The sequence below is a fragment of the Micromonospora sp. NPDC023869 genome (assembly GCF_055559695.1).
The window spans coordinates 16,692-40,367 of record NZ_JBVHKD010000005.1; the positions used below are offsets into that span (position 1 = coordinate 16,692).

Annotated in this window: 28 protein-coding genes; 12 read left to right on the forward strand and 16 right to left on the reverse strand. The window is 72.8% G+C overall.

Going from position 1 to position 23,676, the window contains the following annotated elements:
- The first annotated feature begins 48 nt into the window (after positions 1 to 48).
- Positions 49 to 567, forward strand: a complete 519-nt coding sequence (locus ACZ31C_RS16145) for a DNA mismatch repair protein MutL (RefSeq protein WP_465796232.1) — start codon at positions 49 to 51, stop codon at positions 565 to 567.
- A gap of 21 nt (positions 568 to 588) precedes the next feature.
- On the opposite strand, the gene ACZ31C_RS16150 is transcribed toward ACZ31C_RS16145, so the two are convergent.
- The 4 genes from ACZ31C_RS16150 to ACZ31C_RS16165 all read right to left on the reverse strand — a co-directional run bounded on the left by ACZ31C_RS16150 (position 589) and on the right by ACZ31C_RS16165 (position 4,695).
- Positions 589 to 1,416 (reverse strand): DUF72 domain-containing protein, encoded by an 828-nt coding sequence (locus ACZ31C_RS16150; RefSeq protein ID WP_465796233.1) that lies wholly within the window; start codon positions 1,414 to 1,416, stop codon positions 589 to 591.
- Positions 1,417 to 1,578: 162 nt separating this feature from the next.
- Positions 1,579 to 2,493, reverse strand: a complete 915-nt coding sequence (locus ACZ31C_RS16155) for an alpha/beta fold hydrolase (protein ID WP_465795969.1) — start codon at positions 2,491 to 2,493, stop codon at positions 1,579 to 1,581.
- A gap of 82 nt (positions 2,494 to 2,575) precedes the next feature.
- Positions 2,576 to 3,322 (reverse strand): hypothetical protein, encoded by a 747-nt coding sequence (locus tag ACZ31C_RS16160; protein WP_465795970.1) that lies wholly within the window; start codon positions 3,320 to 3,322, stop codon positions 2,576 to 2,578.
- 125 nt (positions 3,323 to 3,447) lie between these two features.
- On the reverse strand, positions 3,448 to 4,695 hold the full coding sequence (locus ACZ31C_RS16165; RefSeq protein WP_465795971.1) for a family 16 glycosylhydrolase: 1,248 nt from the start codon (positions 4,693 to 4,695) through the stop codon (positions 3,448 to 3,450).
- Between the two features lie 191 nt (positions 4,696 to 4,886).
- Between ACZ31C_RS16165 and ACZ31C_RS16170 the strand changes: the two genes are divergently transcribed.
- A complete protein-coding gene (locus ACZ31C_RS16170) occupies positions 4,887 to 5,612 on the forward strand; it encodes a Clp protease N-terminal domain-containing protein (protein WP_465795972.1) in 726 nt (241 codons plus the stop codon).
- Positions 5,613 to 5,616: 4 nt separating this feature from the next.
- On the opposite strand, the gene ACZ31C_RS16175 is transcribed toward ACZ31C_RS16170, so the two are convergent.
- Both ACZ31C_RS16175 and ACZ31C_RS16180 read right to left on the reverse strand, forming a co-directional pair.
- A complete protein-coding gene (locus tag ACZ31C_RS16175) occupies positions 5,617 to 6,135 on the reverse strand; it encodes a hypothetical protein (protein ID WP_396749364.1) in 519 nt (172 codons plus the stop codon).
- 107 nt (positions 6,136 to 6,242) lie between these two features.
- Positions 6,243 to 6,425 carry a hypothetical protein gene (locus ACZ31C_RS16180; RefSeq protein WP_465795973.1) on the reverse strand — a complete coding sequence of 61 codons (183 nt, stop codon included), beginning with the start codon at positions 6,423 to 6,425 and terminating at the stop codon, positions 6,243 to 6,245.
- Positions 6,426 to 6,593: 168 nt separating this feature from the next.
- Here ACZ31C_RS16180 and ACZ31C_RS16185 point away from each other — a divergent pair, with 168 nt between their 5' ends.
- On the forward strand, positions 6,594 to 7,253 hold the full coding sequence (locus tag ACZ31C_RS16185; RefSeq protein ID WP_465796234.1) for a GNAT family N-acetyltransferase: 660 nt from the start codon (positions 6,594 to 6,596) through the stop codon (positions 7,251 to 7,253).
- Between the two features lie 204 nt (positions 7,254 to 7,457).
- Here ACZ31C_RS16185 and ACZ31C_RS16190 read toward each other — a convergent pair whose 3' ends face one another.
- Positions 7,458 to 8,927 (reverse strand): glycoside hydrolase family 3 protein, encoded by a 1,470-nt coding sequence (locus tag ACZ31C_RS16190; RefSeq protein ID WP_465795974.1) that lies wholly within the window; start codon positions 8,925 to 8,927, stop codon positions 7,458 to 7,460.
- A gap of 163 nt (positions 8,928 to 9,090) precedes the next feature.
- Here ACZ31C_RS16190 and ACZ31C_RS16195 point away from each other — a divergent pair, with 163 nt between their 5' ends.
- Positions 9,091 to 10,266, forward strand: a complete 1,176-nt coding sequence (locus tag ACZ31C_RS16195) for an ROK family transcriptional regulator (RefSeq protein WP_465795975.1) — start codon at positions 9,091 to 9,093, stop codon at positions 10,264 to 10,266.
- 76 nt (positions 10,267 to 10,342) lie between these two features.
- On the opposite strand, the gene ACZ31C_RS16200 is transcribed toward ACZ31C_RS16195, so the two are convergent.
- Complete coding sequence (locus ACZ31C_RS16200; protein ID WP_465795976.1) at positions 10,343 to 11,353, reverse strand: ABC transporter permease subunit; 1,011 nt, start codon at positions 11,351 to 11,353, stop codon at positions 10,343 to 10,345.
- Positions 11,350 to 12,357, reverse strand: coding sequence for an ABC transporter ATP-binding protein (locus ACZ31C_RS16205; protein WP_465795977.1), 1,008 nt, complete (start codon positions 12,355 to 12,357; stop codon positions 11,350 to 11,352). The genes ACZ31C_RS16200 and ACZ31C_RS16205 overlap by 4 nt, the downstream gene beginning before the upstream one ends.
- 97 nt (positions 12,358 to 12,454) lie before the next feature.
- On the opposite strand from ACZ31C_RS16205, the gene ACZ31C_RS16210 reads away from it, so the two are divergent.
- Complete coding sequence (locus ACZ31C_RS16210; protein WP_396749349.1) at positions 12,455 to 13,297, forward strand: ABC transporter ATP-binding protein; 843 nt, start codon at positions 12,455 to 12,457, stop codon at positions 13,295 to 13,297.
- Positions 13,298 to 13,377: 80 nt separating this feature from the next.
- Positions 13,378 to 14,277, forward strand: a complete 900-nt coding sequence (locus tag ACZ31C_RS16215) for a ribokinase (RefSeq protein WP_465795978.1) — start codon at positions 13,378 to 13,380, stop codon at positions 14,275 to 14,277.
- Here ACZ31C_RS16215 and ACZ31C_RS16220 read toward each other — a convergent pair.
- The gene (locus ACZ31C_RS16220; protein WP_465795979.1) at positions 14,259 to 15,281 is read right to left on the reverse strand and encodes a helix-turn-helix domain-containing protein; all 1,023 of its coding nucleotides are present in this window, start codon (positions 15,279 to 15,281) and stop codon (positions 14,259 to 14,261) included. The two genes, ACZ31C_RS16215 and ACZ31C_RS16220, sit on opposite strands and share 19 nt — an antisense overlap.
- Before the next feature lie 71 nt (positions 15,282 to 15,352).
- On the opposite strand from ACZ31C_RS16220, the gene ACZ31C_RS16225 reads away from it, so the two are divergent.
- Positions 15,353 to 15,808: a rhodanese-like domain-containing protein gene (locus ACZ31C_RS16225; RefSeq protein WP_396749341.1), complete on the forward strand. Its 456-nt coding sequence runs from the start codon at positions 15,353 to 15,355 to the stop codon at positions 15,806 to 15,808.
- Positions 15,809 to 15,830: 22 nt separating this feature from the next.
- Here the strand turns inward: ACZ31C_RS16225 and ACZ31C_RS16230 are convergent, their stop codons facing one another.
- The 3 genes from ACZ31C_RS16230 to ACZ31C_RS16240 all read right to left on the reverse strand — a co-directional run bounded on the left by ACZ31C_RS16230 (position 15,831) and on the right by ACZ31C_RS16240 (position 17,735).
- Complete coding sequence (locus tag ACZ31C_RS16230; RefSeq protein ID WP_396749339.1) at positions 15,831 to 16,649, reverse strand: hypothetical protein; 819 nt, start codon at positions 16,647 to 16,649, stop codon at positions 15,831 to 15,833.
- 45 nt (positions 16,650 to 16,694) lie between these two features.
- Positions 16,695 to 17,177, reverse strand: a complete 483-nt coding sequence (locus ACZ31C_RS16235; RefSeq protein ID WP_350693489.1) for a DUF6232 family protein — start codon at positions 17,175 to 17,177, stop codon at positions 16,695 to 16,697.
- Between the two features lie 78 nt (positions 17,178 to 17,255).
- Positions 17,256 to 17,735 (reverse strand): DUF6232 family protein, encoded by a 480-nt coding sequence (locus tag ACZ31C_RS16240; RefSeq protein ID WP_350693491.1) that lies wholly within the window; start codon positions 17,733 to 17,735, stop codon positions 17,256 to 17,258.
- A gap of 100 nt (positions 17,736 to 17,835) precedes the next feature.
- Between ACZ31C_RS16240 and ACZ31C_RS16245 the strand changes: the two genes are divergently transcribed.
- Both ACZ31C_RS16245 and ACZ31C_RS16250 read left to right on the forward strand, forming a co-directional pair.
- Entirely contained in the window at positions 17,836 to 18,609 is a 774-nt protein-coding gene (locus ACZ31C_RS16245; RefSeq protein ID WP_465795980.1) for an enoyl-CoA hydratase/isomerase family protein, read from the forward strand.
- A gap of 68 nt (positions 18,610 to 18,677) precedes the next feature.
- Positions 18,678 to 20,300 (forward strand): acetolactate synthase, encoded by a 1,623-nt coding sequence (locus tag ACZ31C_RS16250; RefSeq protein WP_465795981.1) that lies wholly within the window; start codon positions 18,678 to 18,680, stop codon positions 20,298 to 20,300.
- Between the two features lie 21 nt (positions 20,301 to 20,321).
- Here the strand turns inward: ACZ31C_RS16250 and ACZ31C_RS16255 are convergent, their stop codons facing one another.
- Genes ACZ31C_RS16255 through ACZ31C_RS16265 form a run of 3 tightly spaced genes read right to left on the reverse strand, consistent with a single transcriptional unit; the run spans position 20,322 to position 21,457 of the window.
- Complete coding sequence (locus tag ACZ31C_RS16255; protein ID WP_449947752.1) at positions 20,322 to 20,738, reverse strand: PLD nuclease N-terminal domain-containing protein; 417 nt, start codon at positions 20,736 to 20,738, stop codon at positions 20,322 to 20,324.
- 30 nt (positions 20,739 to 20,768) lie between these two features.
- Positions 20,769 to 21,071, reverse strand: a complete 303-nt coding sequence (locus ACZ31C_RS16260) for a DUF202 domain-containing protein (RefSeq protein WP_396749328.1) — start codon at positions 21,069 to 21,071, stop codon at positions 20,769 to 20,771.
- On the reverse strand, positions 21,068 to 21,457 hold the full coding sequence (locus ACZ31C_RS16265) for a DUF202 domain-containing protein (RefSeq protein WP_350693499.1): 390 nt from the start codon (positions 21,455 to 21,457) through the stop codon (positions 21,068 to 21,070). Before ACZ31C_RS16265 ends, ACZ31C_RS16260 begins: the two co-directional genes overlap by 4 nt.
- Positions 21,458 to 21,497: 40 nt before the next feature.
- Between ACZ31C_RS16265 and ACZ31C_RS16270 the strand changes: the two genes are divergently transcribed.
- The 3 genes from ACZ31C_RS16270 to ACZ31C_RS16280 all read left to right on the forward strand — a co-directional run bounded on the left by ACZ31C_RS16270 (position 21,498) and on the right by ACZ31C_RS16280 (position 23,676).
- The gene (locus ACZ31C_RS16270) at positions 21,498 to 22,295 is read left to right on the forward strand and encodes a GNAT family N-acetyltransferase (protein WP_465795982.1); all 798 of its coding nucleotides are present in this window, start codon (positions 21,498 to 21,500) and stop codon (positions 22,293 to 22,295) included.
- Positions 22,292 to 22,705 (forward strand): hypothetical protein, encoded by a 414-nt coding sequence (locus ACZ31C_RS16275; protein WP_350693502.1) that lies wholly within the window; start codon positions 22,292 to 22,294, stop codon positions 22,703 to 22,705. The genes ACZ31C_RS16270 and ACZ31C_RS16275 overlap by 4 nt, the downstream gene beginning before the upstream one ends.
- A gap of 191 nt (positions 22,706 to 22,896) precedes the next feature.
- Positions 22,897 to 23,676, forward strand: coding sequence for an electron transfer flavoprotein subunit beta/FixA family protein (locus ACZ31C_RS16280; protein WP_350693504.1), 780 nt, complete (start codon positions 22,897 to 22,899; stop codon positions 23,674 to 23,676).

The window sequence follows — 23,676 nt, forward strand, 5'->3', positions numbered from 1 at the left end:
ATCGCGGGGTGGTGCGTCGCCACCGCGTCGAGCATCGTGCTCGCGTCCATGGCGATTCTGCCCGTGTTGCGGGAGCCGGTCGCCCAGGACCAGGCGCTGAGCCCACCGCCTGCGGTGGAGACGCCCGGACCGCCGACGCCACTGCCCTCGTCGGCACCGCCGCCGCCGACGTCGGCGTCACCGCCACCCAGCGTGAGCCGGACCCCCACCCCGAGCGCCACGCCGGAGCCGGTGGAGAGCCGCCGCCCGACGACCAGACCGAGCCGGACCACGGCCCCGACCGTGACCACCGAGGACGGTTGGACGGTGACGGTGGGCGACGACGGCGTCCGCAGCTACGTCCGCTCGTTCCGGGTGGAGGGCGGCCAGGCGGTCGTCCGGATGACCTCGGCGGGCGTGGTCGAGCTGGTCACGGCGACCCCGGCGGACGGGTACGCGGTGCAGAAGGTGCAGAACTCGCCGGACAACATGGCGGTCTACTTCAACGCGCCGAACAGCAGCTTCATCATCCACGCGATCTGGTGGGACGACCGCCCGTTCGTGCAGGTCAGCAAGGTCGGCTCGTAGCACGGGCCGCCGACCGGCGGGTCAGAACAGGGTGGTGGGCTCGATCGGGATCGGCTCGGGCAGCGGTGCCAAGTCGGGCACGCGGGCACGGACCTCGTCGTGGAAGCGACGGGCGAGCACGGGGGCCTCGGCGTTGTCAGGGGTGTGCACGAACACGGTGGGGGAGCGGCCCTCGCGCAGCCAGTCCACGGTGACGTCGACCCAGTGCTGCCAGCCCTCGACCGTCCGGTCGGTGTCGTCGCGGCCGAGATACCGCACGATGGGCCGGTCGGTCAGCGCGTGGGTGCGTAGCGGCATCCGTGGCTTCTTGGTCCAGGCGTCGCGTTCGGCGTCACTGGTCGGCGGGTCGGCGAAGAAGGCGGTGGTGTCGAACGGCACCCATTCGGCGTCCGCCTCGTCGAGCGTGGTCTCCAGCAGCCGCGTGGCGCGCGGCTCGGTGAAGAAGGCGGGATGGCGGACCTCCACCGCGGCCCGGTGGGTGGCGGGCAGCCGGCGCAGGAAGCGGGCCAGCGTGGGTACGTCGTCCGGGCCGAACGAGCCGGGAAGCTGCACCCAGAGGGCGTGGGCGCGCGGGCCGAGCGGTGCCATCGCGTCCAGGAAGACCCGCATCGGCTCGGTGACGTCGGTGAGCCGACGCTCGTGTGTGACCACCTTGGGCAGCTTGACCACGAACCGGAAGTCCGGACCGGTCTGCTGCGCCCAGGTGGCCACCGTGTCCCGGGTCGGGGTGGCGTAGAACGTCGTGTTGCCCTCGACCGCGTCGCACCACCCGGCGTAGTGGCGCAGCCGCTCGGAGGTCGGCAGCGGGTGCGCCAGCAACCGACCCTGCCAGGACTTGTGCGTCCACATCGCGCACCCGACGTGCAGCCGCATACCGCCGACTCCTTCCTCCGCCACTGGTCCGGCGACAGTGCGGGTACCCGGCCGGGCTTGCTTCGCGGCCCGGTGCGGCGCGACCCCGGCTCGACGTACCGTAGCCGGGTGTCCGCTGGCCGGCTGCGGCCGGCCGGGTCAGCGGGCCGGGCCGGCGGAGTCGCCCGGGGCGAGGGACGCGATGAAGTCGAGAATGCGCTGGTTGACCAGCTCGGGACGTTCCAGCGGCAGCCCGTGGCCGGCACCGGCCACGATCTCGGTGCGGACCGAGGGGATCAGCTCCGCCGCCCGGGCCGCCGCCCGACGGGGATCCAGCAGCGAACTGCGCCCGGCCACCAGCAGCTGCACCGGCACGCGGATCGCGCGTAACTCGTCGTCGTCGAACCGGCGAGCTGCGACCGGGCGACCCGACCGCCAGTGCCGGGCTGCGATCATGATCGGGGCCAGTTGCTCGGCGGACTCGACCAGGGCATGGTTGGCCAGCCGCTGGGCGAACCAGGGCCGGGTGCGCCGGGGGGCCAGTGTCGCCAGCGCTCCGGCCAGCATGTTCGCGTAGAACCTGAGTGGCACCTTCTCCAGGCCCCCGGGATCGAGCAGGGTGATCGAGGCCAGCCGGTCGGGCCGGTGCAGGGCCTGGGCGAGCGCCAGGAATCCGCCGTACGACAGGCCGACCAGGTGAACGCCGTCCAGCCCGAGTGCGGTGAGCGTCTCGTCGAGCCAGGCGGCGTTGTCGGTCGTGCTCGGCACCGGTCGGCGTTGCACGCTGCGACCCGGGTCGTCGACGGTGTCCACCGCGTAGACCGGGTGGTGGATACCGAGCGGGCCGGCCTGCGGATACCAGTTGCTGGAGTTGCCCTGAGCACCGTGCAACAACACGATCGGCTCACCCGTGCCGGTGCCGTGGTGGTGCACGTGGACGGTGCCGAACCGCGTCTCGACGTCCCACTCCTGTCGAGGGTGCGGCCACGCGCCCATCGCCGCCTCGTAGGCGGCGAGGAACCTGCTCCGTGCCTGGTCGCTGGTGAATCGTCCGATGCCCGGCGTCGCGCCCACATCGACCTCCCCATGTGGTAGTGCGACCGTACAGCGCCGCGAGCATGTCGCACGGTGGCCGCGCAGGCGGACTCTCGGTCGGCTAGCCGTCGCCGTCGGTGCGGTCGACGGTGAGGCTGGAGACGCCGGAGGTGGCGTCGATGTCGTAGCGGTCCGTGGCCGACTCCCACTCCGGTGGCGTCAGCACCGTGCCGCCGGCCACACCGGACTGGGTGGACCCGTCGACGGTGACCGATCCGGCGCCACCGCCCGCGCGTACCCGCACCGGGGCGTCACCGGCCAGGCGGACGACGACCTGGTTCGCACCGCCACTGAGGACGGTCCGCTGGGTGCCCTTGGCCGACGGCAGGGTCAGCTCGATCCGGCTCGCCCCGGCGGTGAACTCGACGTCGCCGAGCTGGGCGCCCCGCAGGTCGAGGTGCTGTTCCTTGGCGCCGCCGCCGAGGCGCAGGTGCCAGCGTACGGAGTGGTGCAGCACCACCTCGACGATGGCCGGCCCGTCCTGACCGGTGCCGCGCAGGCTGGTGAGCACGTTGCCGTCGGTGAGCGAGACCGCGGGACGCACGCCCGCGTCGCGGGGCGTCGACACCCGGTACGCGTCCGCGCCGAGGTCCTCGGTGCGTAGCCGGACCACGTCGGCGCCGTCGAGCAGGACGAAGGTGGCCTCCCGCAGGTCGTCGGCGCTGCCGGTGACGACGTGCCCGGCCCGGCCGTCGCCGCGCACCGTGACCCAGGTCCAGGCAGAGACCAGCACCACCACCAGGACCAGCAGCGCTCCGCCGAGCCACCACCAGAACCGTCGCCCGTCGGTCGCTTGAGCGTTCTCCACGTCGCCTCCCGTACCTCGGTGACCGCAGTGGGCTACTACCCGCCGGGCCCGTCACCGACTCTTACGGCTGGGAAGGCGCGTGGGCTCACCGCCGACGGCGGTGAGCCCACAAGTACCGCTTGCGGTCAGGCGCGGGACCACTTCTGGTTGGCGGTGCCGGCGCAGTCCCAGAGTTGCAGGCGGCCGCCGTTGTTCGCGTTGTTCTCCCGGACGTCGACGCACCGGTTCGCGCTGAGGTTCACCAGGTCACCGGCGGGGCTGAGGGTGAACCGTTGGGCCGGGTTGCCGTTGCAGGCGACCAGGTTGACCTCGGTGCCGTTGGCGGTACCGGCCCAGGCCGGGTCCATGCACTTGCCCATCGCGCGCACGGTGCCGTCGGCGGCGAAGGTCCACGCCTGGGCGGCGGTGGTGTTGCAGTCCCAGATCTGCAACGGCGCCCCGTCGTACGGGTTGGCGCTGGGGATGTCGATGCACCGTCCACTCTGCTGGCCCCGGATCCGGGTGGTGCCGGTGTTGCCGTCCGGGACGTAGCCGTAGACCCGCACGTAGTCGACGAGCATCTGCTGCGGGAACTGGGTGCTGCCGTCCGGGTAGCCGGGCCAGTTGCCGCCCACCGCGACGTTGAGGATCATGAAGAACGGGTGGTCGAACACCCAGCGGTTGCCGCCGAGCCGGCTCGGGTCGACGCGGAAGAACTCCTGGCCGTCGAGGTACCAGCGGATGCTGTTCGGTTCCCAGTCGACCCGGTAGGTGTGGAAGGCGTCGGCCAGCGGCTGCCCGATGACGCGGCTGCCGGTGATCCCGCCACCACCGGAGTAACCCGGCCCGTGGATGGTGCCGTGCACGGTGTTCGGCTCGCGACCGACGTTCTCCATGATGTCGATCTCGCCGGAGGCCGGCCAGCCGACGTTGCCGAAGTCGTTGCCGAGCATCCAGAAGGCCGGCCAGATGCCCTGACCGCGAGGGATCTTGATGCGGGCCTCGAACCGGCCGTACGCCTGGCTGAAGGTGGCGGCGGTGAGCAGTCGGGCCGAGGTGTACTCGCACCGACCGTAGTGGCACTGGTAGTTGGCCGGGTTCTCCCGGCGCGCGGTGATGACCAGGTTGCCCTGCCCGTCGTGCACCGCGTTGCTGGTGCTGTTGGTGTAGTACTGCCGCTCGTTGTTGCCCCAGCCGTGGCCGCCGATGTCGAAGCGCCACTTGGACTGGTCGACCGGCGTGCCGGCCGAGGCGTTGAACTCGTCCTGCCAGGTGAGTCCGCCGATGGCGGCGGCGGCCGGTGCGGCGGTCACGGGTACGACGAGCAGGCTGGCGACGACCGCCGCGGCGAGGACGGCGGCGCTCCTTCGGAGCCTGCGGGAGATGGTGGACACGATGGGTCTCCTTGGGGGTGGGCGGATGAGGCTGGCGCCCCGGCGAGGAGGGGAGAGCGCTCTCCACATCGCAGTCTGTCGATTTCAAGAAAATTAGTCAAGGTTGTTAACAGCGATCATGGGGTGAGGCGACGCTCGGTGATCGTCAACTCTTGGTTGACGACTGTGGCCCGTCAACCTATGGTTGACGAATGACGAATCCGGTCCAGATGAACAATCCCGTCCGGCTCGACGACCTGATCCAGGCCATCAAGCAGGCCCACCCCGACGCGCTCGACCAGCTCACCGGCGCGGTCATGGTCGCCGACCACATCGGTGACGTCGCCGACCACCTCATCGGTCACTTCGTGGATCAGGCCCGCCGGTCCGGCGCCTCCTGGACCGACATCGGCCGCAGCATGGGGGTGAGCAAGCAGGCCGCGCAGAAGCGCTTCGTGGCCAAGGGCGACGCCGGGCCGACCGACCCGCAGCAGGGGTTCAACCGCTTCACCCCGCGCGCCCGCAACGTGGTGATGGCCTCGCAGAACGAGGCCCGCACCGCCGGCAACGCCGAGATCGGCCCGCCGCACCTGGTGCTCGGGTTGCTCGCCGAGCCGGAGGGGTTGGCCGTGAGGGTGCTGGTCGCCGGCGGCGTCACGGTCGAGGCGGTCCGCGAGGCGGCCACCGCCGCGCTGCCGCCGTCGGTGGGCGAGGTGCCGGATCTGATCCCGTACGACGCGGCCGGCAAGAAGGCGCTGGAGCTGACCTTCCGCGAGGCGTTGCGCCTGGGGCACAACTACATCGGCACCGAGCACATCCTGCTGGCGCTGTTGGAGCAGGAGGGCGGCGAGGGTGTACTGACCGGCCTCGGCGTGGACAAGGCCGCCGTGGAGGCGGGCACCGCGGCGGCCCTGGCCAAGGTCCGGGTGTTCGAGTAGCGGATCAGGATGCGGTGGAGAAGCCGTACCGGTCGGCGTGCTCCGGGTCCTCCGGCTCGATCTGGCGCAGCCCGGCGTCGGCGAGGCGCTTGTTGACCTCGTCCAGATGCTCGCGCACCAGCCGGGCCTCCTCCTCGGTGACCCGCCCCCGGTGCGGCTTTCCGGCGTGTTCGATGGTGCTGTAGTCGATCTTCTCGGTGGCGCGCCGCGCCTTCGGTGGGCGTACCCGCTCGGCGGTCTTGAGCAGTTGGGCCATCGGCATGTCGGTGGCCATCGCGTCGAACTCGCTCGCGGTCAGCACCACCCGACGCGGCTCACCGTTGCCGTGCCGGTCGTGGATCTCGACCACCGCCACGTCCAGCGCGGCGTCGTCGAGGCTCTCCACCTCCACCGGCGTCGCGTCCAGCTGCACGGGCCCGGCCACCAGGTCAGGATGCTCGACGACGACGACGCGGACCGCCTCGTCGTCGGGGCCCAGCACCGTGCCGCTGAAGTCGGAGACGCGAATCGTCTTCTTGCCCATGTGCGCAGTTGCTCCCGTCGTGACCTGTCGGAGGACCAGCTGACGTTACCCGACAGGTGTGCGAAAGGACGCGCTGGCTCGCCGGGTCGCCCCGGGTGCGGGTGGCCTCAGAGGGTGTTGAGAGGGCTGCGGGAGGAGTAGCCCGCCGGCAGCTCGTTCAGATCGTGCCAGGAGAGTGTGCCGAGGTCGGCGCGGTGGCCGCGGTACGAGGGCTGGCCCGGGAAGCGGTCGGCGCACCCCAGTGCCCGTCGGGTCTCCTGCGCGGAGCGGTCATTCGGCTGAATCGGCATGTCCCCCACCGTTCCAAAGAAAGTTGTCCATGTATGGAAATGGATATGACGGTTGGTCGATGGATCGGGTTCCCGGACGAGGCGTTGGTCACCCGATCGGTGCCGCCGCGCGGAGCGCCCGTCGTACCGTGATCGGTGGAGGCCGGAGCGACGCTGCGGAGGTGGACCATGCTCGACCGGCGGCTCCACCTGCACCTGGCGACCTGGCTCGGGCAGTGGCCGGCAGGTCCCGGGCTGCACGTGGTGTGCTCCACCCGGCGCGCCCGCCCGGCCTGGGACGGCCGGTTGCGGCCGGCCGTCGCGATCACCGCCGGTGCGAGCACCGTGCTCTCGGTGGCCCCGGACCGGGTCGCGGCGGTCCGCGAGCTGGCCCGGCGGCCGGAGTCGCTGCCGGACGCCTTGCCGACGGCGGTCGGCCATCCGAGCTGGGTGGTGCACGACGACGTGTTCCGCTGGAGCGTCGCCCCCGCGCCCCTGCCCGATGTCGGTGAGTGGGTGCCGTCCGGCGCCGCCGGCCTGCCGTCCTGGTTACGCCTGTTCGACCGGCCGGTCCTGGTGGTGCGGGACGACCGGGGGCGCTACCTGGCCGGCGTCGGCGTCAAGCGGCACGACCGGCACGGGCACGAGTTGGCGGTGGGCACGGTGCCGGCCGCCCGGGGGCGTGGGCTGGCCCGGCGGCTGGTGGCCCAGGCCGCGCGTCGGGTGCTCGCGGACGGCGCGGTGCCGACCTATCTGCACGCCCGGGACAACGCCGCCTCGGCCCGGGTGGCGGAGGCGGCGGGCTTCCCCGACCGGGGCTGGCGGTCGTACGGCGTCTATCCCGGCTGATCGTCGACCTGACGGCAGGGCGCGGACCGTGAATCCCGGGCCGGATCCACGGTCCGCAGCCTCCCCCCAGGCCCATGTGCGGCTCGATGCGATCACGCTACGTATCCGGCTGGTGGTCGGCAAGTAGCCACCGCGTGGTCCGTGGTGTCGAAAAGTGGACTTGACCTGGCCGGACAGGTCGACGCGGATCGGCTGCGGGGTGACTCAGCGTATGGCTCCGGAGTGTCCGGTCAGGCCCAGCGCCTCGGCGGCGGCCCGCCCGTTGGCGTGGCTGGCGCCGAAGGTGGTGACGAAGGCCCGGACGCCGGCCGGTCGCCAGGCGGCCGGCCACCCCATCTCGACCACCGCCACCGGGTGTGTGGCGGCCAGCGTGGCGGCCAGTTCCGGGCCGCCGGGCAGTCGGTGCAGGTGGCGGCCGACCAGCACGATCGGTCGGGTGCCGGCCCGGCGACGCAACGTCTCCGGGTCGGCCTCGGTCGCCACCACCCGGATCTCCTCGGTGCCGTCGAGGTGCGGGCCGAGTCCCCACGGCACTCGCCCCTCGGCGATGGTCGAGCGGGCGTGCAACTGCACCACCAGTGGCTGGTCGAGCCCGGCCAGGATGCCCTCCACCCGTACCGCCCGGCGCGCGGCGGCATACCCCAGACCGTCCGGGACGGTGATCTCCGGGCGCGCGGTCCGGGTCCAGGCGGCGAGGGCGGTGACGCGGTCGGCGGCCTGCTCCACCCGGGCGCGGTCGAGCCGGCCGTCGCCGAGCGCGGCGACGATCTCGGCGGCGACGGTCTCGACCAGGTCCGCGTCGACCGCGGCACCGATGCAGAGCAGGTCGGCTCCGGCGGCCAGCGCCCGCACCGCACCCGGAGCGATGCCGCCGGCGGCCAGGGTGGCGCCCCGCATCTCCAGCGCGTCGGTGACTACGACGCTGTCGAAGCCGTACCGGTCGCGCAGCAGGTCGGTCAGGACGGCGCGGCTGAAGGTGGCCGGCAGGTCGCCGGTGAGCGCGGGGACCCGGATGTGTGCGGTCATCACCGCCTTCGCCCCGGCGGCGATCACCGCGGCGAACGGTGGCAGGTCACGTTGGCGTAGGAGATCGGGCGACGCGTCCACGGTGGGCAGCTCGTGGTGGGAGTCGGCGATCGTCGCGCCGTGGCCGGGGAAGTGCTTGGCGCAGGCGGCCACCCCGGCGGCCTGGAGCCCGGTGGTCGCCGCCGCCGAGTGGGCGGCGACCCGGACCGGGTCGGCCCCGAACGAGCGGGTGCCGATGACCGGGTTGTCGTCGGCGCTGTTGACGTCGACGGTGGGTGCCAGGTTGACGGTGATGCCCAGGTCGGCCAGCTCCGCGCCGATGGCGTGATAGACCCGGCGGGTGAGGGCCACGTCGCCGATCGCGCCGAGCGCCGCGTTGCCCGGGTACGGGCTGCCGGTGGCGTGCGCCAGCCGGGTGACGTCGCCGCCTTCCTCGTCGATGGCGATCAGCACGTCGGACCGTCCGCCCCGCAGCGCGGCGGTGGCGGCCGCCACCTGCTCGGGCCGGTGGATGTTGGTGCCGAACAGGGTGTGTCCGGCCAGCCCTTCGGCGACCAGCTCGACCGCCCAGTCGGGCGGGACCGGCCCCGGGTACGCGGCCAGCAGGGTGCCCAGCGCCAACCGGCGGAGTCCTGGATCGATCCCCACGGGGGTGTCTCCTCTCGGTGCCGGCCGGTGCGGATCTCGTACCGGGTCGGCCGAGAGCCCTGCTTCCACCCGGCCGATACGCTACGGCTACCCGTTCCAAGGTCGGTTTACTGTTACCAATGCTAGATAGTTAGCAAAGTTTACTAATACATGAGGACATGGCATGAGTGCGACCCGGTTGCCCGGCACCCCACGTCTGTTGCGCGCCCTCAACGACCGTGCGGCGCTGGAACTGCTGCTGGAACAGGGGCCGCTGACCCGGGCTCGGATAGGCGAGCTGACCGGCCTGTCCAAGGTCACGGCGTCCCAGCTCGTGGAGCGGTTGGAGGAGCGTGGCCTGGTCGCCCGGGTGGGTGAGCAGGCCGGCGGGCGGGGGCCGAACGCCCAGCTCTATGCGGTGCGACCGGGCAGCGCGCACGTGGTCGGCGTGGACGTCGGCCCGGAGCGGGTGGTGGCCGCCTGTGCCGACATCACCGGGGCGGTGATCGGGCGGGTCGAACAGTCCACCCAGGACACCGATGACCCGGTCGGCGTGGTGCACAACGCGGTGGTGCAGGTGGCCGGTAGCGCCGGTGCGCACCTGTCGAGCGTACGGCGGATCGTGCTCGGCACCCCCGGCCTGGTCGACCCGGGCACCGGCGACATCACCTTCGCGTTCAACCTGCCGCGCTGGCACCGGGGCCTGCTCGCCGCGCTCCGCGACGACCTGGACACCCCGGTGGTCTTCGAGAACGACGTGAACCTGGCCGCGGTGGCCGAGGCGCAGTCCGGCGCGGCCCAGGGCGTGTCGGACTTCGTGCTGGTCTGGGTCGGTGCCGGCGTCGGTCTGGCGATCATGCTGGGCGGCCGGCTGCACCACGGCAGCAGCGGCGCGGCCGGTGAGATCGGCTACCTGCCGGTGCCCGGCGCGCCCATCCCGCGCGACGTCTCCCGGCGGGCCAAGCCGGCGTTCCAGCAGGTGGCCGGTGCCGACGCGGTCCGCGCGCTGGCCCGCGAGCACGGCTACCCGGACACCGAGGCGGCCGACGCGGTCCGCGCCGCGATCGCCGACGGCACCGCCGGGGGGCCGATGCTCGACGAGGTGGCCCGTCGGCTGGCCCTGGGCGTGGCGAGCACCTGCGTGGTGCTGGACCCGCCGCTGGTGGTGCTCGCCGGTGAGGTGGGCCAGGCCGGTGGGGCGGCGTTGGCCGAGCGGGTGCAGCACGAGGTGGCCGCCATCACGCTGGTCCGCCCCCGGGTGGTCGCCACCGGGCTGACCGAGGAGCCGATCCTGCACGGCGCGTTGCGCACCGCGCTGGACGCCGTCCGGGACGAGGTCTTCGGTTCCACGGTCGGCTGAGCCGCCGTCCATGTGAAGGAATTCTTCAGTATTGGGCCGGAGGCGGCAAGGAGTCGCCGCCTCCGGTTCCCGGTGCTCAGGTCAGGTCGCGACGCCGGAACAGCGCGAAGGCGGCCACGGTGAGCCCGACGGTGAGCGACAGCAGCACGGCCAGGGCCGGTCGCCAGGTCAGCGTGTAGAGACCGTCGCAGTATCCGGAGAGCAGGTTGGTGCAGGCGCTGTCGTCCCAGAGCTCGACCTTCCCGGTGAGCCACGCCCAGACGTAGCTGGTCAGCATGAGCTGGTCCGGCCGGGCCACCTCCACGATCTCCAGCACGATCCGGCCGCCCAGCTCCCACACCACCAGGTACGCGGCCACCGCCCCGAGCGCCGCCGAGGTGTGCCGGCCCATCGTGGCGATCGCGAAGCCGATCGCCGTGGCCAGGAGCACCAGCACCAGGCCCCGGACCCAGATCGCGCCCAACCCGCTCCAGAAGGCCGGGTTCGTCGGCCCGGGATGACCGGCCAGTTGGGCGATCACCCAGAAGGTGACCAGATAGGCCGCCGAGGCGAGCAGGGACAGCGCCAGCACCGCACCGAGCAGCGTGCCGAGCTTGGTGCCCAGCACCGTCATCCGGCGCGGTCGCCACAGCAGCAGGTTCACCACCCCGCCGGAGTTCAGGTCGGCGCCGATCGCCGAGGCCCCCACCAGGAAACCGAACAGCACCAGGAACGCCACGAGGAAGAACAGCAGCGGCTCGGCCTGCCGGGTGAAGGTGAACACGCCGCTGAGGTAGTCGGCGGCCACCGGCAACCGGTCTATCCGTGCCGGATCGACCTCGCTGCAGTCGGACGGCAGGTAGTCGTCGTTGTCCCGGGGATGCTCGCCCCGCTGCCGGGCCAGGCACCGGTCGAACTCCAACTCCAGGCTGCGCCGGTCGTCGGCGGCCTGCTGCTGGGCCGTGGCCAACTCGGCCGGGCTGGGACTGTGCGAACCGGCGATGGTGGTGCCGGCGGTGACCACGAAGGCCAGCGCCAGCAACGCCACCATGAGCTGGACGAAACGGCGGGCGGCCAACCGCTCCGCCTCGGCACGGATCAGGTTCACGCGCCCACCTCCCGGATCCCGAGGTCGATCTCCCGACCGTCAGTGGGGTCGTCCGCCGTGCCGTCCACCTGTCGGGGCACCCCCGCCGGCCCCGGTGCGCCGGTCAGATCCAGGAAGACGCTCTCCAGATCCGGTCGCAGCGGAGTCAGCTCGCGTACCCAGACGCCCTGCTCGCCCAGCGTCCGGTTGACCACCGCCGGATCCGGCACCCCGCCCACCACCAGGTGGTCGGCGTGCCCGGTGACCGCCAGTCCGGCCGCCGCCAGCAACTCCTCGGCCCGGGCCAGGTCGTCGGCGCGGACCAGGCACTCGTGCCGGTCGTGGCCGGCGAGCACCTCCGCCACCGGTCCACTGGCGGCCCGCCGACCTCGCGAGATGATCGTGACGTGGTCACAGATCACCTGGATCTCGGCCAGGATGTGGCTGGACACCAGCACGGTCACCCCGCGTTCGGCCAGCGCCCGCATCAGATCGCGCATCTCCCGGATGCCCGCCGGGTCCAGCCCGTTCGCCGGCTCGTCGAGGATCAGCAGCTCCGGTCGCTTGAGCAGCGCCGAGGCCACCGCCAAACGCTGCTTCATGCCCAGCGAGTAGCCCTTGACCCGCTCGTGCGCCCGGTCGAGCAGGCCGACCTGCGCCAGCACGTCGTCGACCCGGGCGATCGGCACGTCACCGGCCAGCGCGAGCAACCGCAGCGTGCGGTACGCGGTGAAGTTGCCGAAGAACTGCGGACTCTCCACGATCGCGCCCACCCGGCCCGCCACCTGGGGCAACTGCTCCGGCGCGGAGGCACCCAGCACCCGCATCCGGCCCTGGTCGGCGCGGACCAGCCCGAGCAGCGCCCGCAACGTGGTCGTCTTGCCCGACCCGTTCGGACCGAGGAACCCGTGCACCTGACCGGCCTCGACCAGCAGGTCGAAGCCGTCGACCGCGACGCGGCTACCCCGGCGCAGGCTACGGAAGGTCTTCCGTAGACCCTCGATCTCGATGACCGCACTCGTCATGAGCCGCCCTTCGGGTGAGGAATGACACGGCGCCTCACCCTACGGCCGGCGCGTACGCCCATGGGGGCAGCCCGCTGCTGCGTGGTTGGATGGGCGGGTGACTGGTGACCTGATCCCTGGCGCCGGTGGCGCCACCCCCGCCCCCTCACCCGTGGACGCGGATCTGGTGGTCAGCCTCGACGGCGTCGCCGTACGCCGGTCCGGCACCGCCCTGCTGCACGATGTGGACTGGCGAGTCGAGCTGGACGAACGATGGGTGGTGCTGGGCCCCAACGGCGCCGGCAAGACCACGTTGCTCAACCTCGCCGCCGGGCGGCTGCACCCGACCACCGGCACGGCGCACGTGCTGGGCGAGCGGATCGGCCGCACCGACGTGACCGAGCTGCGTACCCGCATCGGGCTCACCACCGCGGCGCTCGCCGAGCGTCTGCCCGCCGACGAGCGGGCCGTGGACGTGGTGATGACGGCGGCCTGGTCGGTGGTGGGCCGCTGGCGGGAGAGCTACGACCCGGCCGACGAGTCCCGCGCCCGGGCGCTGCTCGACCAGCTCGGTGTCGGCGCGCTGACCGACCGGACGTACGGCACGCTCTCCGATGGCGAGCGCAAGCGGGTGCAGATCGCCCGGGCGCTGATGACCGACCCAGAACTGCTGCTGCTGGACGAACCGGCGGCCGGGCTCGACCTCGGTGGCCGGGAGGACCTGGTGGGCCGTCTCGCCGAGCTGGCCCAGGACCCGGACGCTCCGGCGTTGGTGCTCGTCACGCACCACGTGGAGGAGATCCCGCCCGGCTTCACCCACGCGCTGCTGCTGCGCGACGGCGCGGTGATGGCCCAGGGGCTGCTGGAGGACACCCTCACCGCCGACAACCTGACCAAGACCTTCGGCCTGCCGCTGCTGGTCGAACGCCACGGCGAGCGCTACACCGCTCGCGCCGCGTGAAAGGAGGGGTCCCCTGCTAACGCCTGCGGTATAGCAGGGGACCCCTCCTTACACACACGAGCCAGCCGCAGGAGGCTTCCGTGCGCCAGACCCGGGTCGTCGTGGTGGGCAGCGCGAACATGGACCTGGTCGCCACCGCGCCGGCCCTGCCCCGGCCGGGGGAGACCACGCTCGGCACCGACTTCGTCACGGTGCCCGGCGGCAAGGGGGCGAACCAGGCCATCGCCGCCGCCCGCGCGGGTGCCGCCTGCACCTTTCTCGGCGCGATCGGGTCCGACTCGTTCGGGGTGACCCTGCGGGCCCGGATCACCGCCGCCGGGGTCGACGCCAGCCACCTCCGCACCAGTTACGGCGCCTCCGGGGTGGCCCTGGTCATGGTCAACGCCGAGGGCGAGAACGCCATCCTGGTGACGCCGGGCGCGAACGGCGCGATGACCGCGCTCACCGAGGCCGAACTGGCCGCCGTACGCGACGCGGACGTGCTGGTCGCCCAGTTGGAGATCCCGGTCGAGACGGTGACCGAGGCGGCGGTGGCCGCCAAGGACGCGGGCACCCGGGTAGTGCTGAACGCCGCGCCGGCCGTCCCGCTGCCACCGGACCTGCTGGCCGCCGTGGACCTGCTGGTGGTCAACGAGAACGAGGCGCAGACGTACACCGGGCGGGGCCGGGACGAGCCGCAGGCACTGCTCGACCTGGTGCCCCGGGCGGTACTCACCCTCGGCGGGCAGGGCGCCTGGTACGGCGACCGGGACGGCACCGCCGTGCACGTGCCCGCCGTGCCGGTGGACACGGTGGACTCGACCGCCGCCGGAGACGCGTTCACCGCCGCGCTCGCGGTGGCCTGGGGCGAGGGCCGGGACCTGGTCGACGCGGTCCGCTGGGCGGCGGCGGCCGGCGCGGCCTGCGTCCGTCGGCTCGGGGCGAGCGTGTCGCTGCCGCACCGGGCCGAGATCGACCAGCTCTACGTCCCGGCGCCCTGACCGGCGCGGCCGGGGCCGGTCGCGCGCGCCGGGGCGCTGTCGCCGTCGGCGCGGAACGCCCGGCGGTACGCCGACGGTGAGGTCCGCATCGCCCGGGCGAAGTGGTGGCGATAGGTGACCGACGTGTCGAAGCCGACCGCGGCGGCGATCTCGGTGACCGGTGCGTCGCTCGTCTCCAGCAGCGCCAGGCTGGACCGGATCCGCTGGTCGATCAGCCACCGGATCGGGCTGGTGCCGGTGGCCCGGGCGAAGTGCCGCAGATAGGTGCGCGGTGACATGTGCGCCTGCCGGGCCAGCGTCGTCACCGTCAGCGGCTCGCTCAGGTGCGTCAACGCCCAGGCGAGGCTGCCGGCGATCCGGTCGTCGTCCGGGCCGGTGCTCACCGGGGACTCGATGAACTGCGCCTGACCGCCGTCGCGGTGCGGCGGGATGACCAGCCGTCGGGCCACCGCGTTGGCCACCGCCACCCCGTGGTCCCGTCGGACCAGGTGCACGCAGAGATCCAGGCCGGCGGCGCTGCCCGCGCTGGTGGCCACGTCCCCGTCGTCCAGGTACAGCACGTCGGGGTCCACCGTCACCTGCGGGTGGCGGCGGGCCAGCAGGTCGGCGTACCGCCAGTGGGTGGTGGCCCGACGCCCGTCGAGCAGGCCGGCGCCGGCCAGCGCGAACGCGCCGGAGCAGAGGGAGACCACCCGGGCGCCGCCCCGGTGCGCCCGGCGCAGGGCGGCGACCAGCTCGGGCGACGGGGTGCCGTGCACGTCGGGCACCCCGGGCACGATCACCGTCCCGGCGGCGGCCAGGTCGTCCAGGCCGTACGGGCTGTGCAGGGCGGCACCGCCGATCAGCGGCACCGGGCCGGGCCGCTCGGCGCAGAGCCGCAGGTCGTACCAGGGCACGCCGAGCTCGGGCCGGGGCAGCCCGAAGACCTCGGTGACGATCCCGGTCTCGAAGAGCGACATCCCCGGGTACGCGAGCACGGCGACGGTGCGGTCCGCCGGAGTCATGGCGGGATGTTAGCGCAGTACGGCGTCGCCGCCACTCGTCGTCGACGCCGTACCGGTCGAGGATCGGTGCCATGACCCGTGCCTTCGCCGTACCGGCCGCCGCGCCGGACGCCGCCGTCACCCACTTCCTCGCCCGGCTCCGGTACGAGACCGACGTCTCCGACGTGCACGCCGACCTGACCGCCGGGGTGCCCGACCTGGTGGTGGTCGACTCCCGCAGTGACGACGCCTGGGAACAGGGCCACCTGCCCGAGGCCCTGCACCTGCCCACCGCCCGGATCGCCGACCGGGCGGCGGCGACGGTGCCGCCCGGAGCGCGGGTGGTGACGTACTGCTGGGGTCCCGGCTGCGACGGCGCCACCCGGGCGGCGCTGGAGTTCGCCCGGCTCGGCTACGCGGTCAAGGAGATGCGCGGCGGCTACGAGTACTGGGTCCGGGAGGGCCTGCCGGTGGTCACCGGGACCGGGGTCACGCAGCGGCCGGTGGACGAGCTGACCGCCCCCCGCCGCGCCGATTGCGGCTGCTGACCGCAGCCCAGCTCGGGCGGGGTCACCCGGCGTCGTCGCTCAGCTTCTCGCCGCGCCGACGCAGCATGCCCAGGCCGGGAATGCCGGCCACGGCGAGCTTGAGGTCCCGGGTGACGTCGAGCAGGTCGTGCAGGTCCGGACCGACCCGGTCCAGGGTGGCCAGGATCGGCAGGACGTCCGAGGTGAGGTGCTCCCGCAGCCTCGGCAGCTCGTCGACCAGGCGGACGGCGGCCGTGACCTCCTCCTCGCTGAGCTGCTCGACGAAGTGGTTGGCCATCGGGGCGGCCCGGCGCAGCGCCGGCTCGTACGCGGCCAACAGTTCGGCCGCGGTCGCCGCCGCCTCGGCCGCCGCGCCCACGGTGCCGGCGGCCCGCCCGGCCACCGACGTCGCGGCGTCGACAGCGCCCTCGGCCGCGCGGGCCACCCGGTCGGCGTTGGCCACCACCGTGGCGGCGGCCGTCGACACCTGCTCGGCGTTGGCCACCACCGTCGCGGCGGCGGCCGACACCCGCTCGGCCTCGCCGATCACCCGAGCCGCCGTGCCGGTCAGCTCGGTGGCCTGCTGCACGGCGGTGGTGGCCGCCGCGCTGATCACCGCCACCTCGCGGACGGCCACGTCGGCGTCGGTGAGCATCTGGTCGGTGCGCTCCAGGGTCTGCTCGACCCGGTCCACCACGCCCTCGATCCGGTCCACCACGCCGTTGATCCGGTTCAGCAGCTCCTCCACGCCGTCCAGCACCGCGAACGCGCGGGTCGGGACCGCCGCGAACGACGCGGCCTGGTCGAGGGCGGAACGGGTGAGACCGACGACCGAGGTCGGCCGGGGAAGAGGGATCGCCATGGCGTCAAGTGTGCGCCGTCCCGGCCAGCGGCACCGCGCGGCCGGTCACCAGTGGTCTCCCTGCTGCTCGACGGCGCGCTGCACCGCGCGGTAGATCTGCCCGAACCGCAGCGCGTCGGGGGTGCGCAGCACCATCACCTCCTGGCCCCGGTACTGCACCCACAGCTCGTTGACCCGGTTGCCGCGTTCGTACGAGCGGTCCAGCCAGCCGAGCGGGATCTCCAGGAACGGCACCAGCGCCAGCGCGATGACCACGCAGGCGGCGAAGACGATCAGGGCGGGCATCCACTCGCCCCGGTCCGAGGCGGACCAGGCCAGCGAGATCACGCAGACCAACCCGACCAGTGGGGGCAGGGAGAGCAGCAGGACCAGGACGCCCCGGCCGAGCACCCGCCCCCGTACGGCGAGGGTGGTCTGCCCCTTGGCGTGCCAGACGTAGGTCACTTCGGCCATCGGGATGACGTGTCCTGCGGCCCGGATCGACTCCGACGTCACCTGCACCGTGTCGTCCCGGTAATAGAGCGCCATCACTAAGCCTAACCACCTCCGGGCGTTCCGTGTCTGTCACGCGGAGGTCAGCATCGCCTCACACGGAGGTCAACCCGGTCAGCGACGGCGGGGCGGCCGGGCCGGTTCGTTCGCCTCCATGGCCCGTTGCACGGCGCGGTAGATCTGCCCGAAGCGCAGCGCGTCCGGGGTCTGGAGCAGTCGGACCGGGTGTCCGCGCCAGCGGATCCAGACCTCTCGTTGGCGGCTGCCCCGGGCGTACGAGCGGTCGAAGTACTCGAAGAGCTGGTCGGCGATGGGCCCGGCGGCCAGGCCGATCAGCACGGAGGTGCCGATGACGGCGACGGTGACGGTCGGGGACTTGTCGAGCCAGATGCCGATGACGATGCCGATGACGGCGAAGACCAGCGGGACGACCATCGCCGCGCCGAGGGCGCCGCGTCCGGCCAGCACCCGCCAGGACAGGCTGCCCCGGTGGTGCCAGACCTCGCTGATCTCGGTCAGCGGGTACGAGTCGCCGTCGACGGTGACGGCGCGGGAGGTGACCTGAACGGACCTGTCGTCGTAGTACGTGACCATCGCGGGAACTCCGGGTGGTGGGACTGGCGGCCAGACTACGTGTCCGACCAGGTGCGCCGTAAGGTTGGCGGGCGACTTCGACGAGGAAGTGAGGCTCAGCGTGGGTGAGTTCGTGCGGCTGGAGACCAGGGACGGCATCGGCACCATCCGGTTGGATCGGCCACCGATGAACGCGCTCAACACCCAGGTGCAGGAGGAGTTGCGGGCCGCCGCGTCGGCCGCCACGACCGATCCCGAGGTCCGCGCGGTCATCGTGTACGGCGGCGAGAAGGTCTTCGCGGCCGGCGCGGACATCAAGGAGATGGCCGACATGTCCTATGTGGACATGTCCGACCGGGCGGCCGACCTGTCCAGCGCGCTCGGTGCGATCGCCCGGATCCCCAAGCCGGTGGTGGCCGCGATCACCGGGTACGCCCTCGGTGGCGGCTGCGAGCTGGCGCTGGCCTGTGACTGGCGGGTGGCGGCCGAGGACGCCAAGCTCGGCCAGCCCGAGATCAAGCTCGGCATCATCCCCGGTGCCGGTGGCACCCAGCGGTTGGCGCGGCTGGTCGGGCCGGCGCGGGCCAAGGATCTGATCATGTCCGGCCGGATGGTGGACGCCGACGAGGCGCTGCGGATCGGTCTGGTCGACCGGGTCGCGCCGGCCGGTGAGGTCTACGACGCGGCGGTGGCGCTGGTGCAGCCGTACCTGCGCGGCCCGGTGCAGGCGCTGCGGGCGGCGAAGCTCGCCGTGGACGGCGGCCTGGACATGGACCTGAACTCCGCCCTGGCCTGGGAGAGCCAGCTCTTCGCGGGGCTGTTCGCCACCGACGACCGGCGGGAGGGGATGGCGGCGTTCGTGGCGAAGCGGAAGCCGGACTTCACCGGCCGATGAAGATGGTTCACATTCCAGCTACCGGCCAGTAGCGTGTGACTCCGGTCGGCCGACGAGAAGGAGCGGGAATGACGGAGCGGATCGAGGGGCACGGCGGGGAACTCGCACTCGCGGCGCTGCGCGCGTACGGGGTGCGGGAGATGTTCACCCTCTCCGGCGGGCACGTGTTCCCGCTCTACGACGCCGCGTACAAGGCCGACTTCCCGATCTACGACGTGCGGCACGAGCAGTCCGCGGTCTTCGCCGCCGAGGCGGTGGCGAAGCTCCAGCGTCGCCCCGGCCTGGCCGTACTCACCGCCGGGCCGGGCGTGACCAACGGGGTGTCCGGCCTGACCAGCGCGTACTTCAACGCCTCGCCGGTGCTGGTGCTGGGTGGCCGGGCCCCACAGTTCCGCTGGGGCTCGGGCAGCCTCCAGGAGATGGACCACCTGCCGCTGGTCGCCCCGGTCACCAAGCACGCCGAGACGGTGTTCACCGCCGACGACATCCCCCGGGCCGTCGCCGCCGCGCTGCGCACCGCGCTCACCCCGCACCGGGGGCCGGTCTTCCTCGACTTCCCGCTGGAGGCGATCTTCTCGGTGGGCGACGCCGAGTTGCCGACGGCGACGGGCGTCGAGCCGGTCGAGGCCGACCCCGACGAGGTGGCCGCCGCCGCGCGGCTGATCGCCGGTGCGGCCCGCCCGGTCATCGTCGCCGGTTCCGACGTGTACGCCGGTGACGCCGTGGACGCGCTGCGCGCCGCCGCCGAGGCGCTCACCGTGCCGGTCTTCACCAACGGCATGGGTCGGGGCGCGCTGCCGCCGGAGCACCCGCTGGCCTTCGCCAAGGCCCGCCGGGTCGCCCTCTCCGGCGCCGACGTGGTCGTCGTGGTCGGCACGCCGCTGGACTTCCGGCTCTCCTTCGGCGACTTCGGTGACGCCACGGTGGTGCACGTGGTGGACGCGCCGAGTCAGCGCGCCTCGCACGTCGAGCCGGCCGTCGCCCCCGCCGGTGACCTGCGGGCCGTGCTCACCGCGTTCGCCGAGTACACCGGCGAGCGGACCGACCACGGCGACTGGGTGGCGCAGTTGCGCACCGCCGAGGATGCCGCCAAGGCCCGCGACGCCGAGGAGATGGCCGCCGAGACGGACCCGATCCGGCCCGCCCGCGTCTACGGGGAGCTGCGCAAGGTCCTCGCCCGCGACGCGGTCACCATCGGCGACGGCGGCGACTTCGTCTCGTACGCCGGGCGCTACCTGGAGCCGGCCCAGCCCGGTACCTGGCTCGACCCCGGCCCGTACGGCTGCCTGGGCACCGGCATGGGCTACGCGATGGGTGCCCGGATCACCCACCCGGACCGCCAGGTCTGCGTGCTGATGGGCGACGGCGCGGCCGGGTTCTCGCTGATGGACGTCGAGTCCCTGGTCCGGCAGAAGCTGCCGGTGGTGATGGTGGTCGGCAACAACGGCATCTGGGGTCTGGAGAAGCACCCGATGCGGGCCATGTACGGCTACGACGTCGCCGCCGACCTCCAGCCCGAGCTGCGGTACGACCACGTGGTGAGCGCGCTCGGCGGTGCGGGGGAGACGGTCGCCAAGGCGGCCGACCTGGGACCCGCCCTGGCACGGGCGTTCGACGCGGGAGTGCCGTACCTGGTCAACGTGCTCACCGACCCGGCCGACGCGTACCCCCGCTCCTCGAACCTGGCCTGAGCGCGGACCCCGCCCCGGCGGTCACACCTCGGGGCGGGGTTCCTCGCGCGGCGGGTCGCCCTCGCGTCGGCGCAGGTCGTCCTCGCGCCGACGCAGGTCCTCCTCCCAGCGCTGGAAGAGTTCCTGGTCCTCCTTGCGGGACCGCTCCTGGATCGAGCGCAGGAACTCGGGGTCGTCGTCCGGGGCGAGCGGCCGCTGGGGCCCCCGCTCGGCCGGACGCGCGCCCGTCGACCACATGCCGCCACCGTCGGCCTTGCGCTTGCGCCCGGCGACGAACCAGGCGATCGAGCCGATCAGCGGGGCGAAGAGGATCATCAGCACCCAGGCGATTCGGGGTAGGTGACGGATGTCGTCTTCCTCGGCGGACAGGCAGCTGATCAGGGCGCAGACGGCGAGGACGACCTGCACCACGAAGAGGAGGATGTACAGCCGGGCCATGTACCCATCATGTCCTACCCGACGAGATGGTCACACCCCGCGCAGCACCAGCAGCACGCCGAGCAGGGCGAATCCGGCCGTACCCAGCCCGACCAGGGCGAGCGTACGGCCCCCGCCGGCGACCGCGCGGACGGTGATGCTCCGCCGCCAACAGAGCGTGACCACCGCCACCCACCCCAGCACGGCCAGCGCGGCCGGCAGCGCCCCGACGGGGCCGCCGCTGAGGGCGAGCCGGACGGCCAGCAGCACCACCACGGTCATCGCCAGCGCGGTGCGCCGCCAGGCCAGCCGGGTCCGCTCGGGTTGCAGCCCGGGGTCGCGGGTCGCGCTCATCGGCCCACCGCGCCCACCAGTACCGCCACCGTGAGCAGCAGCGCGCCGAGCGCGACGACCAGGGCGAGCACGGCCGGGAACCGGGACGCGGGCAGCTCCCTGCCGAGCCGGATGGCGCGTTCGCTGCGCGCCCAGTGGTCCACCGCCCGCAGCGCGACCACCCCGCCGAGCAGCAGCAGCGCCACCGAGATCACCTCGCGCAGGTAGGACGCCGGCATCTCCGGCAGGAACTGCGCGGCGGCGAGCCCGCCGGCGATCAGCGCCAGCCCGGTACGCAGCCAGGCCAGGAAGGTCCGCTCGTTGGCCAGCGAGAAGCGGTAGTCGGGGGTACGCCCCACCGACCGCATCTCCTGCGGGTCGAACCAATTCTTGATCAACTGCCACACGCAGGTGATTATCCGGTTCCGGTCGGGCATAACTGGAAACATGACGGATCTTGACGCGATCACGTTGCGCACGGCGTACGACACCCACCTGCGGCCGGGACTGCCCGATCCGGTGCCGGACGGGGTCCTGGTGGAGCGGGACGGTCCGTTGTTCCGGGTGCTCGGGCTGGACGGCCGGGGCCTGGTGACCTATCGCGATCTCGGCGGTCTGAGCGGCACCGAGCTGGACGAACTGATCGCCCGGCAGGTGGCGGTCGCCGTCGAGCGCAGCGAGCCGGTGGAGTGGAAGCTGCACGGTCACGACGACCCGGCCGATCTGCCGCAGCGGCTGCGCGCGGCCGGGTTCACGCCGGAGGCGGAGGAGTCCGTCATGGTCGGGCCGGTCGCGCCGCTGGCCTCCGCGCTGCCGGTGGTGCCGGAGGGCGTACGCCTGCGCGAGGTGACCGGCCGTGCGGATCTGGAGCGGATCGCGGAGCTGGAGACGCAGCTCTGGGGCGAGGACCTGTCCGGCCTGGCCGACGGGCTGGCCCGCGAGATCGACGCCGACCCGCAGTCGATCACCGTGGTGGTGGCCGAGGCGGACTCGACGGTGGTCAGCGCGGGCTGGGTGCGGTATCCGGCGGAGACCACCTTCGCCACGCTCTGGGGCGGTTCGACCCGGCCCCAGTGGCGGCGGCAGGGGATCTACCGGGCGCTGGTCACCTACCGGGCCCGGTCGGCCGGTCAGCGGGACCGGACGCTGTTGCAGGTCGACGCCGGTGCGGAGAGTCGTCCGCTGTTGGAGCGGCTCGGCCTCGTCGCGGTCACCAGCACCACGCCCTACGTCTACACTCCGTGATCATGACGCAGCGGCTGACCGACGAGGAGAAGCTGACCCTCAAGACGGGTGCCTTCGGCGCGGTCCTCATGGTCTCGAACGCCGAGCCCGGCCTGCTGGCGGTCTTCCGGGAGAGCTTCGCCGCCTCCGGGGCGATCTCCGACGCCAGCGGGGTGGTGAAGGAGGCGCTGACCAGCGGCCCGCTGCCGAAGCTGCCGCGTGACTCGGCGCTGGAGATCGAGTCGGTGGTGCTGCCGGCGCTGCGTCGGGCGGTCGGCATCCTCACCGAGAAGGCGCCGCAGGACGTCGGCGTCTACCGCGAGGTCGTGCTGGCCGCCGCCGACCGGACCGCGCGCGCCCACCAGGGGGTCAGCCCGGCCGAGGCCGAGGCGATCGGTCGGATCAAGGACGTACTGGGCGACTCGTCCTGACCGACGGCCCCTGCGGTGAGCTGCGTCACGCCGGTCGCGCACGGAAGCCTATGCTACCGACAGGTAACATCGCGTCGTGGGCAACTGCACAGCAGCCCACGGTTGACCTGACGGCAACAGACACGCAAGGCTGCGCCCCAGACCAGGGGCGATTGAGCACACCACCACAGCAGGAGGGTCGTCGAAGCGCGATGAACATCGTCGTACTCGTCAAGCAGGTGCCCGATTCGGGCGCGGACCGCAACCTGCGTACTGACGACAACACCGTCGACCGCGGTTCGGCGAACAACGTCATCAACGAGATGGACGAATACGCCATCGAAGAGGCGTTGAAGATCAAGGAGGCGCACGGCGGCGAGGTGACGATCCTGACCATGGGTCCGGATCGGGCGACCGAGTCGATCCGCAAGGCGCTGTCGATGGGGCCGGACAAGGCGGTGCACGTGGTGGACGACGCCCTGCACGGTTCCTGCGCGGTGGCCACCTCGAAGGTGCTGGCCGCCGCGCTGGGTCAGCTCGGCGCGGACCTGGTGCTCTGCGGTGCCGAGTCGACCGACGGCCGGGTGCAGGTGCTGCCGCACATGCTGGCCGAGCGGCTGGGCGTGGCGGCGCTGACCGGCGCTCGCAAGCTCACCGTCGACGGGAGCACGTTGACCGTGGAGCGGCAGACCGAGGAGGGCTACGAGGTGGTCACCGCCTCGACGCCGGCCGTGGTCTCCGTCTGGGACACCATCAACGAGCCCCGGTACCCGTCGTTCAAGGGGATCATGGCCGCCAAGAAGAAGCCGGTGCAGACCCTGGGCCTGGCCGACCTGGGTGTGGCCGCCGACGAGGTGGGCCTCGCCGGGGCGACCAGCACGGTGCTGGAGCACAGCAAGCGCCCGCCGCGTTCCGGTGGGGTCAAGGTCACCGACGACGGCTCCGGTGGCGCCCAGTTGGTCGAGTTCCTCGCCACCGAGAAGTTCGTGTGA

Excerpts from the sequence above, each read along its gene's own strand:
- ACZ31C_RS16230 (WP_396749339.1), bottom strand. The coding sequence starts at position 16,649 with ATGGCGATCCCTCTTCCCCGGCCGACCTCGGTCGTCGGTCTCACCCGT.
- ACZ31C_RS16250 (WP_465795981.1), top strand. The coding sequence starts at position 18,678 with ATGACGGAGCGGATCGAGGGGCACGGCGGGGAACTCGCACTCGCGGCG.
- ACZ31C_RS16270 (WP_465795982.1), top strand. The coding sequence starts at position 21,498 with ATGACGGATCTTGACGCGATCACGTTGCGCACGGCGTACGACACCCAC.
- ACZ31C_RS16240 (WP_350693491.1), bottom strand. The coding sequence starts at position 17,735 with ATGGTCACGTACTACGACGACAGGTCCGTTCAGGTCACCTCCCGCGCC.
- ACZ31C_RS16175 (WP_396749364.1), bottom strand. The coding sequence starts at position 6,135 with ATGGGCAAGAAGACGATTCGCGTCTCCGACTTCAGCGGCACGGTGCTG.
- ACZ31C_RS16225 (WP_396749341.1), top strand. The coding sequence starts at position 15,353 with ATGACCCGTGCCTTCGCCGTACCGGCCGCCGCGCCGGACGCCGCCGTC.
- ACZ31C_RS16150 (WP_465796233.1), bottom strand. The coding sequence starts at position 1,416 with ATGTGGACGCACAAGTCCTGGCAGGGTCGGTTGCTGGCGCACCCGCTG.
- ACZ31C_RS16180 (WP_465795973.1), bottom strand. The coding sequence starts at position 6,425 with ATGCCGATTCAGCCGAATGACCGCTCCGCGCAGGAGACCCGACGGGCA.
- ACZ31C_RS16280 (WP_350693504.1), top strand. The coding sequence starts at position 22,897 with ATGAACATCGTCGTACTCGTCAAGCAGGTGCCCGATTCGGGCGCGGAC.
- ACZ31C_RS16195 (WP_465795975.1), top strand. The coding sequence starts at position 9,091 with ATGAGTGCGACCCGGTTGCCCGGCACCCCACGTCTGTTGCGCGCCCTC.
- ACZ31C_RS16255 (WP_449947752.1), bottom strand. The coding sequence starts at position 20,738 with ATGGCCCGGCTGTACATCCTCCTCTTCGTGGTGCAGGTCGTCCTCGCC.
- ACZ31C_RS16170 (WP_465795972.1), top strand. The coding sequence starts at position 4,887 with ATGACGAATCCGGTCCAGATGAACAATCCCGTCCGGCTCGACGACCTG.
- ACZ31C_RS16205 (WP_465795977.1), bottom strand. The coding sequence starts at position 12,357 with ATGACGAGTGCGGTCATCGAGATCGAGGGTCTACGGAAGACCTTCCGT.
- ACZ31C_RS16235 (WP_350693489.1), bottom strand. The coding sequence starts at position 17,177 with ATGGCGCTCTATTACCGGGACGACACGGTGCAGGTGACGTCGGAGTCG.
- ACZ31C_RS16185 (WP_465796234.1), top strand. The coding sequence starts at position 6,594 with ATGCTCGACCGGCGGCTCCACCTGCACCTGGCGACCTGGCTCGGGCAG.
- ACZ31C_RS16220 (WP_465795979.1), bottom strand. The coding sequence starts at position 15,281 with ATGACTCCGGCGGACCGCACCGTCGCCGTGCTCGCGTACCCGGGGATG.
- ACZ31C_RS16260 (WP_396749328.1), bottom strand. The coding sequence starts at position 21,071 with ATGAGCGCGACCCGCGACCCCGGGCTGCAACCCGAGCGGACCCGGCTG.
- ACZ31C_RS16145 (WP_465796232.1), top strand. The coding sequence starts at position 49 with ATGGCGATTCTGCCCGTGTTGCGGGAGCCGGTCGCCCAGGACCAGGCG.